We start from the raw sequence: 6,682 nt of genomic DNA on the forward strand, positions 1-6,682 counted from the left end.
TTGTTAAAAACTTATTATTTTACCATATTTATATCTTTTATTTTTGAAAATGGTATAATTGATGGCATCGCCATCAATGGGACTGTAAATAATCACTTATGCTTTCTTGCCACAGGTACTTTAGCATACGGACCATCACGTTTTTTTGTGTGAAAGAATACGACCCTTGTCGCGATCAATTTTGACATAACGATTGGTGCGTGGATTTTTAACTTGAACAATATTTGCCATAATCCTTATCATAGATAATTTTACTTATAATTGCTTATGATTTTTGAATACGATAACGAGCAGATTGTGCATGTGCTTGCAAACCCTCGCCATCAGCCAAGGTAGCAGCGATTTCGCCGAGCGTGTTTGCGCCTTTGTCAGACATCATAATTAGAGAGGATTTTTTCTGAAAGTCATACACACCGAGTGGCGAGGAAAAACGCGCCGTGCCTGAGGTAGGCAGCACATGATTAGGGCCTGCACAATAATCACCCAAAGATTCGCAAGTGTTTCTACCCATAAAAATTGCACCAGCGTGCTTAATAGCATCAAGCATGGATTCTGGGTCTTCAACACAGAGTTCTAAATGCTCAGGGGCAATTTGATTGGAAATCTTAATTGCCTCAGTTATGTCTTTGGTGTGGATTAAAGCACCACGCTCTTTAAGTGCCTTGGCAATAATCGTTTTTCTATTCATGGTTGGCAAAAGTTTAGTAATGCTTGCTTCTACTTGAGCGATAAAGCCTGCATCAGGACACAATAAAATAGATTGCGCATCTTCGTCGTGTTCAGCTTGTGAGAATAAATCCATGGCAATCCAATCAGGGTCGATTTTGCCATCACAAATAATCAATATTTCGCTCGGTCCAGCAATCATATCAATGCCAACTTGTCCAAATACTGCGCGTTTAGCAGTTGCCACATAGATATTACCAGGACCGACGATTTTATCAACCTTTGGTATAGTTTGAGTACCATAAGCAAGGGCTGCAATTGCCTGTGCGCCACCCACGGTATAAACGCTGTCTACACCTGAGAGATAAGCTGCTGCCAATACCAATGGGTTGGTAATACCGTTCGGTGTTGGTACAACCATAATCAATTCACTTACACCAGCAACTCTAGCAGGGATAGCGTTCATTAGTACTGAAGAAGGGTAAGCGGCTTTACCACCAGGTACATACAAGCCAACTCGTCCAATCGGGGTGATTTTTTGTCCCAACATTGTGCCGTTGTCTTCTCTATAAGTCCAAGTGACTTGTTTTTGCTTTTCATGGTAGATGCGCACTCTATCGGCTGCAACTTGTAGTGCGGTTTTTTCTTTGTTATCTAAGTTGTTAAAGGCAGTTTTTAGCGTGGTTGCATTAAGGGTTAAATCTGCCATACTGCTAGCATTAACACCATCAAACTTAATACTGTAGTCAATCAGTGCTTCGTCGCCTTTGGCTTTGATGTTGGCAATAATGTTATCAACGGTATTGGCAACTTCTTTGTTTGAGACGCTTTCCCAAGCGAGTAATTTGGAAAGTTTGTGTTGAAAATCAGACTTAGTTGAGCTAAGATTGGTTATCATAGATTTTTCTCAATACTTTCAATCCAAGTTTTGATTTGTGCATTTTTGGTTTTGAATGACGCAGCGTTCACCACAAGGCGAGAGCTAATATTCTCAATGTGTTCAAGAGGTATAAGGCCATTCGCCTTTAGCGTATTGCCAGTGTCAACCAAATCAACAATACAGTGTGCTAAACCAACGACTGGTGCGAGTTCCATTGCACCATAGAGTTTAATAATTTCAGTTTGTTGGTTTTTAGCGTCAAAATAGCGTTTGGCAGAATTGACATATTTGGTGGCAATTTTCAAGGTGTCTTGTTTTAATTTTTCTTTGTCACTTGCTGCTACCATTAGTTTGCATTGGGCAATATTCAAGTCTAACAATTCAAATAAGCCATTAGCGCCATGTTCAAGTAATACATCTTTGCCAGCGATACCCATATCAGCTGCACCGTGTTGCACGAATACAGGAACATCAGTAGCACGAATAACGATTACCTTAACCTCGTCAAGATTGGTGTCTAGAATCAATTTTCTGGAATTTAACTCTTTATCAGCAATTTCTAATCCTGCTTTTTTCAGTAATGGCAGGGTTTTCTGAAGAATTCTGCCTTTTGATAATGCGATTGTTAACATAATTTTTTTATTAATTTAGTCCTGCACTCTTTCGATATCAGCACCCAATGATTTTAATTTCTCCTCAATGGTTTCATAGCCACGGTCAAGGTGATAAACACGCTCAATCGTGGTAGTACCTTTGGCGGCTAATCCTGCTAACACTAATGATGCTGAGGCCCTTAAGTCAGTTGCCATCAAGTGTGCACCAGTGAGTGATTTTACTCCTTTACAAACCACCGTGTTGCCCTCTAATGTCAGGTCAGCACCCATACGCATTAACTCAGGAATGTGCATAAAACGATTTTCAAAGATATTTTCAGTAATACTACTATGGCCATCTGCAATGGTATTTAATGCGGTAAATTGTGCTTGCATATCGGTCGGAAAATTTGGATAAGTGCCCGTTTTAATACTGACGGCTTTTGGTCGCTTGCCTTTCATGTTGAGGCTGATTGATTGGTTTTCTGTTTTAATGTCAGCACCGATTTCAATTAGCTTCCCAAGCACTGAGCGCATCGCTTGAGGGTTGGCATTTTTAACAGTAATAGAGCCACCAGTAATGGCAGCAGCGACCAAATAAGTGGCTACTTCAATACGGTCTGAGCAGACTGAATATTCCACGCCATTTAATTGAGGCACACCTTCAACTGTGATGATTGAGGTGTCAATACCACTAATTTTTGCACCCATTTTATTAAGGAAACAGCACAAGTCAGAGATTTCTGGCTCTTGTGCGGCGTTGTTAATTATGCTTGTACCTTTGGCTAAAGTGGCAGCCATAATGACATTTTCTGTCGCAGTGACAGTAACTTGGTCAAAATGAATATTTGCACCTATCAAGCCATCCGTTTTTGCGTAAATATAGCCGTTTTCAACTCTAATACTGGCGCCCAACTCTTCTAATGCTTTCAAGTGAAGATTAACAGGGCGTGTACCAATAGCGCAACCGCCTGGTAGTGACACCTTAGCTTCGCCATATTTTGTCAACATAGGTCCTAACACCAAGATTGATGCACGCATGGTTTTAACCAAATTGTAATCAGCAACTAAATTATTGAGTTTTGATGAATCAACAAATAAGGAAGAGTTTGATTCTAAAATAAAATCAGCACCCATGCTCATTAACAATCTGAGCGTGGTAGATATGTCGCTAAGTTGTGGCGTATTATTAAGCGTTATTGGGTTGTCTGCCAAAATAGAGGCAAATAAAATGGGTAATGAAGAGTTTTTGGAGCCTGAGGCTTTAATGGTGCCTTTTAGGGGTTTACCACCTTGGATAACTAACTTATACATTTATAAGGCAACCTTAATCTTTTGCAAGTTTTTTTGTCAATTTTTCAGTTAGGCTATCAATTCCCTTGCGTTTAATATGCGAATCAAATTGTGCTCCGTAAGTTTTAATCAAACTAACGCCTGAAAACACGACATCATACACACGCCACTGTTGTGAATAAATCATTTTTATAGAAATACGAGTAGGCTTTGGGTCATTATTAAGGCTGATAAATAACTTGACGATAGCCTTATCGTCTTTGCGTTTTACATTGGGGTCAGCTGAAATCTTAACGCTATCAAATTTATCATAAGAGCCAAGAACGCCGGCGTAATCTTTGATTAAAGATTTTACGATATAGTCTTGGAATATTTGTTGTTGTTGAATGTTTAGATTGTGCCAGTGTTTTTTTAGCGTTAGTTGCGTTGAAACTTTTATCGCAATATTAGGTAATAATTTTTCTTTAATTAATACTTTAATATTTTCAGGTGTGGCTTGCTGTTGTTTTCTAAGGTTTTTAATTGACGATAGTGTGTTTTCGAAAATACTAAGTGCAACTGCACTTGGTGAATTAGAGTTGTCAATTGGCAAGACATTGTTTGTTGCTAAAGCCATATTCATCGATAAAATAGACCCTATAATAAGTAGCGTTTTAATCATTTTTTAATTAATAGACATTTTTATAAAGTTTTTTATTTTACCCGATGACACCAGAAAAACTAAAAAATTTAACATCGCAACCCGGTGTTTATCAAATGCTTGATAAACAGGGCATGGTGATTTATGTGGGTAAGGCAAAAAATTTAAAAAAGCGCGTATCCAGTTATTTTAGTAAAACCCATCAAGATGATAAAACCAGAGTACTGGTTACTAATATTGATGATTTTGATGTGGTGATTACCAACACAGAAACACAGGCGTTGTTGTTAGAAAACGAGCTAATTAAACAGCACAAACCTAGATATAACATCCTGCTCAAAGATGCAAAGAGTTATCCTTATATTTATATCACTAATGACAAGCATCCAAGAGTCGGTTTTTATCGTGGTACAAAGCATAAAAATTACCAATTTTTTGGCCCTTATCCATCCGCACATGTGGTGCGAGACTCGCTGAATTTATTAAAGAAAATTTTTAAAGTTAGGCAATGTACTAACGCCACTTATCGTTCTCGTTCACGACCTTGTTTAGAATATCAGATTGCTCTATGTAGCGCGCCATGTGTGAATAAAATCAGCGATAAAGATTACGCACAAGATGTCAAAATGATGTCGCTTTTTTTGTCAGGAAAGGGCGTGCAAACACTGGATAACATCTCACAAAAAATGCAAGTAGCTGCTAAAAATCAAGAATTTGAATTAGCAGCGCACTTGCGTGACCAAATGATTGCCCTACGCACGATCCAAGAACAGCACAGCTCTCAAAGTATGGGTAATATAGATGTTATTAGTATCGCCATGCAAGATGGCATTCACGCTGTTGAAGTATTGTTTGTACGCTCAGGCAAGCAAATTGGTCAAGAATGTGTTTTTCCAAAACACACCAAGGGCAAAGACAATAAGGAAGTTTTGTCAGCCTTTTTGCCCTTGTATTATTTAGGCAAAGATACACCTGCGCAATTATTACTCAGTGAAAAATTATTAGATAAAAAACTTATTGCCCAAGCGTTGTTCACAAAGATTATTGACACACCACAAAAAGACAAACGCCACTTTCTAAAAATTGCCGATTTAACCGCAAAGGAGAACCTAAAACAACATCTAGCTTCAAAGTACACCAAACGCACACAACTCAAGCAATTGCAAATCACGCTTAATCTTAAATTTCTACCAAACACTATGGAGTGTTTTGACATCAGTCACACCATGGGCGAAGCAACGACTGCGTCCTGCGTGGTGTTTGAAAAAGGATTGCCAAAGATTAAAAAATATCGCCAATTCGATATCAAAAATATCACTCCAGGCGATGATTACGCAGCAATGAATCAGGCGGTTTTTAGGCGTTATTCGCGTTTATTGAAAGATAAAAAACCCTTACCTGATATAGTGTTTATTGATGGTGGTTTGGGGCAACTCAATCAAGCGATTATGGTGATGGACTCCATCGGTGTTGAGTCTATTCAACTCGTGGGCGTGGCAAAAGGCGAAGGTAGAAAAGCAGGGCTGGAAACTTTGATATTGGTTAAAGAGGGCAAAACACAAAAAATCAACCTACCACCACACGACCAAACCCTGATGTTGATTAACCACATTCGCGATGAATCACACCGCTTTGCCATCAAAAATCACCGACAAAAGCGCGGTAAAAAACGCACGACTTCAGCACTTGAAGGCATTGAAGGTGTAGGAAAAGCACGCCGAGCAGCGCTACTTAATCATTTTGGTGGCTTGCAAGAGCTCAAACAAGCCTCTGTTGAAGAAATGCAAAAAGTCAATGGCATTAGCCTTACCTTAGCGACTAAAATAACCAAAACCCTTAAACAATAAATTCAGCTATGTTTATCCTTCGTATTTTAGTTATCACACTTATTATTGGTTATATTATTTGGATAGTAAACAATAGGCTACTGGGTAAAAATCTCAAACTTGCCCGAGTGATTGCTGCAACCTTGGCAACCACTTCATTGGTGTATTTGGTGTTTGGGATTTTGTCGTATTTGATTGAACCTTAAGTGACAAAGATAAGGCTTTCACTACTTGTCTTAATGAGCAAAGTTCGTCATTTTTTAAATCTTTTTACTGCTTCGTGGTGGGCTTGTTCATTTTCTGCTTCGCTAGAAAACAATCCAAAAGAGGCGACCCGCTAAAAACTGTAATGATCCAATCAACTTAGATACATTTCAAGCCACTTTTTTCAATTCAGCCATCTTCTGAGCAGGTGTAATATACCCAATGACTGAATGAATCCTTTTATAATTGTAAAAATAAATATAACTTTCTACATTTTTTACTACTTCTTGATGATTGGTAAAGCTTTGATAGTTTAATCGCTCAGTCTTTAAGCTTTTAAAAAAAGCGTTCCATAATTGCATTGTCCCAACAATTACCCCGTCTGCTCATGTTTTGGGTAATGCTTTTACAATATTGTGCAAACGCGTTTGCCATAGGTGTGTCCAACTTCAATAGCAGTTTGTTTAATGAATTTAATCATGACATTGGTATTATTATTGAGCGACTTACCTTTGACTTGATAGTAATAACTGCTAAGAGGAAATTTGAGTAATTGGTACAATTTATTGGTTTTGTACTG

6 protein-coding genes and 1 pseudogene are annotated in these 6,682 nt (G+C 38.4%); 2 read left to right on the top strand and 5 right to left on the bottom strand.

Features of this window, described 5'->3' with window-relative positions:
* Positions 1–265: 265 nt before the first annotated feature.
* Genes hisD through BAZSYMA_RS07085 form a run of 4 tightly spaced genes read right to left on the bottom strand, consistent with a single transcriptional unit; the run spans position 266 to position 4,093 of the window.
* Entirely contained in the window at positions 266–1,564 is a 1,299-nt protein-coding gene (gene hisD / locus BAZSYMA_RS07070; RefSeq protein ID WP_090717129.1) for a histidinol dehydrogenase, read from the bottom strand.
* Positions 1,561–2,178 carry an ATP phosphoribosyltransferase gene (gene hisG, locus BAZSYMA_RS07075; protein ID WP_090717132.1) on the bottom strand — a complete coding sequence of 206 codons (618 nt, stop codon included), beginning with the start codon at positions 2,176–2,178 and terminating at the stop codon, positions 1,561–1,563. Before hisG ends, hisD begins: the two co-directional genes overlap by 4 nt.
* A 15-nt stretch (positions 2,179–2,193) precedes the next feature.
* Positions 2,194–3,453, bottom strand: coding sequence for a UDP-N-acetylglucosamine 1-carboxyvinyltransferase (gene murA, locus BAZSYMA_RS07080; RefSeq protein ID WP_090717134.1), 1,260 nt, complete (start codon positions 3,451–3,453; stop codon positions 2,194–2,196).
* A gap of 13 nt (positions 3,454–3,466) precedes the next feature.
* Entirely contained in the window at positions 3,467–4,093 is a 627-nt protein-coding gene (locus BAZSYMA_RS07085; RefSeq protein ID WP_090717137.1) for an MlaC/ttg2D family ABC transporter substrate-binding protein, read from the bottom strand.
* A 44-nt stretch (positions 4,094–4,137) separates the two neighbouring features.
* Here BAZSYMA_RS07085 and uvrC point away from each other — a divergent pair, with 44 nt between their 5' ends.
* Positions 4,138–5,919, top strand: a complete 1,782-nt coding sequence (uvrC, locus tag BAZSYMA_RS07090; RefSeq protein ID WP_090717139.1) for an excinuclease ABC subunit UvrC — start codon at positions 4,138–4,140, stop codon at positions 5,917–5,919.
* A gap of 8 nt (positions 5,920–5,927) precedes the next feature.
* Positions 5,928–6,104, top strand: a complete 177-nt coding sequence (locus BAZSYMA_RS10040; RefSeq protein WP_195910144.1) for a hypothetical protein — start codon at positions 5,928–5,930, stop codon at positions 6,102–6,104.
* Positions 6,105–6,272: 168 nt separating this feature from the next.
* Here BAZSYMA_RS10040 and BAZSYMA_RS07095 read toward each other — a convergent pair.
* Positions 6,273–6,504, bottom strand: a pseudogene (locus tag BAZSYMA_RS07095) (integrase core domain-containing protein); the annotation flags it as partial.
* Positions 6,505–6,682: the final 178 nt, after the last annotated feature.

Source organism: Bathymodiolus azoricus thioautotrophic gill symbiont, assembly GCF_001298715.1.
In the GTDB taxonomy this organism is placed as follows: Bacteria; Pseudomonadota; Gammaproteobacteria; order PS1; family Pseudothioglobaceae; genus Thiodubiliella.

Bases quoted from the DNA above. Each gene is read 5' to 3' on its own strand.
- BAZSYMA_RS07085 (WP_090717137.1), bottom strand. From the start codon at position 4,093: ATGATTAAAACGCTACTTATTATAGGGTCTATTTTATCGATGAATATG.
- murA (WP_090717134.1), bottom strand. From the start codon at position 3,453: ATGTATAAGTTAGTTATCCAAGGTGGTAAACCCCTAAAAGGCACCATT.
- hisD (WP_090717129.1), bottom strand. From the start codon at position 1,564: ATGATAACCAATCTTAGCTCAACTAAGTCTGATTTTCAACACAAACTT.
- uvrC (WP_090717139.1), top strand. From the start codon at position 4,138: ATGACACCAGAAAAACTAAAAAATTTAACATCGCAACCCGGTGTTTAT.
- hisG (WP_090717132.1), bottom strand. From the start codon at position 2,178: ATGTTAACAATCGCATTATCAAAAGGCAGAATTCTTCAGAAAACCCTG.
- BAZSYMA_RS10040 (WP_195910144.1), top strand. From the start codon at position 5,928: ATGTTTATCCTTCGTATTTTAGTTATCACACTTATTATTGGTTATATT.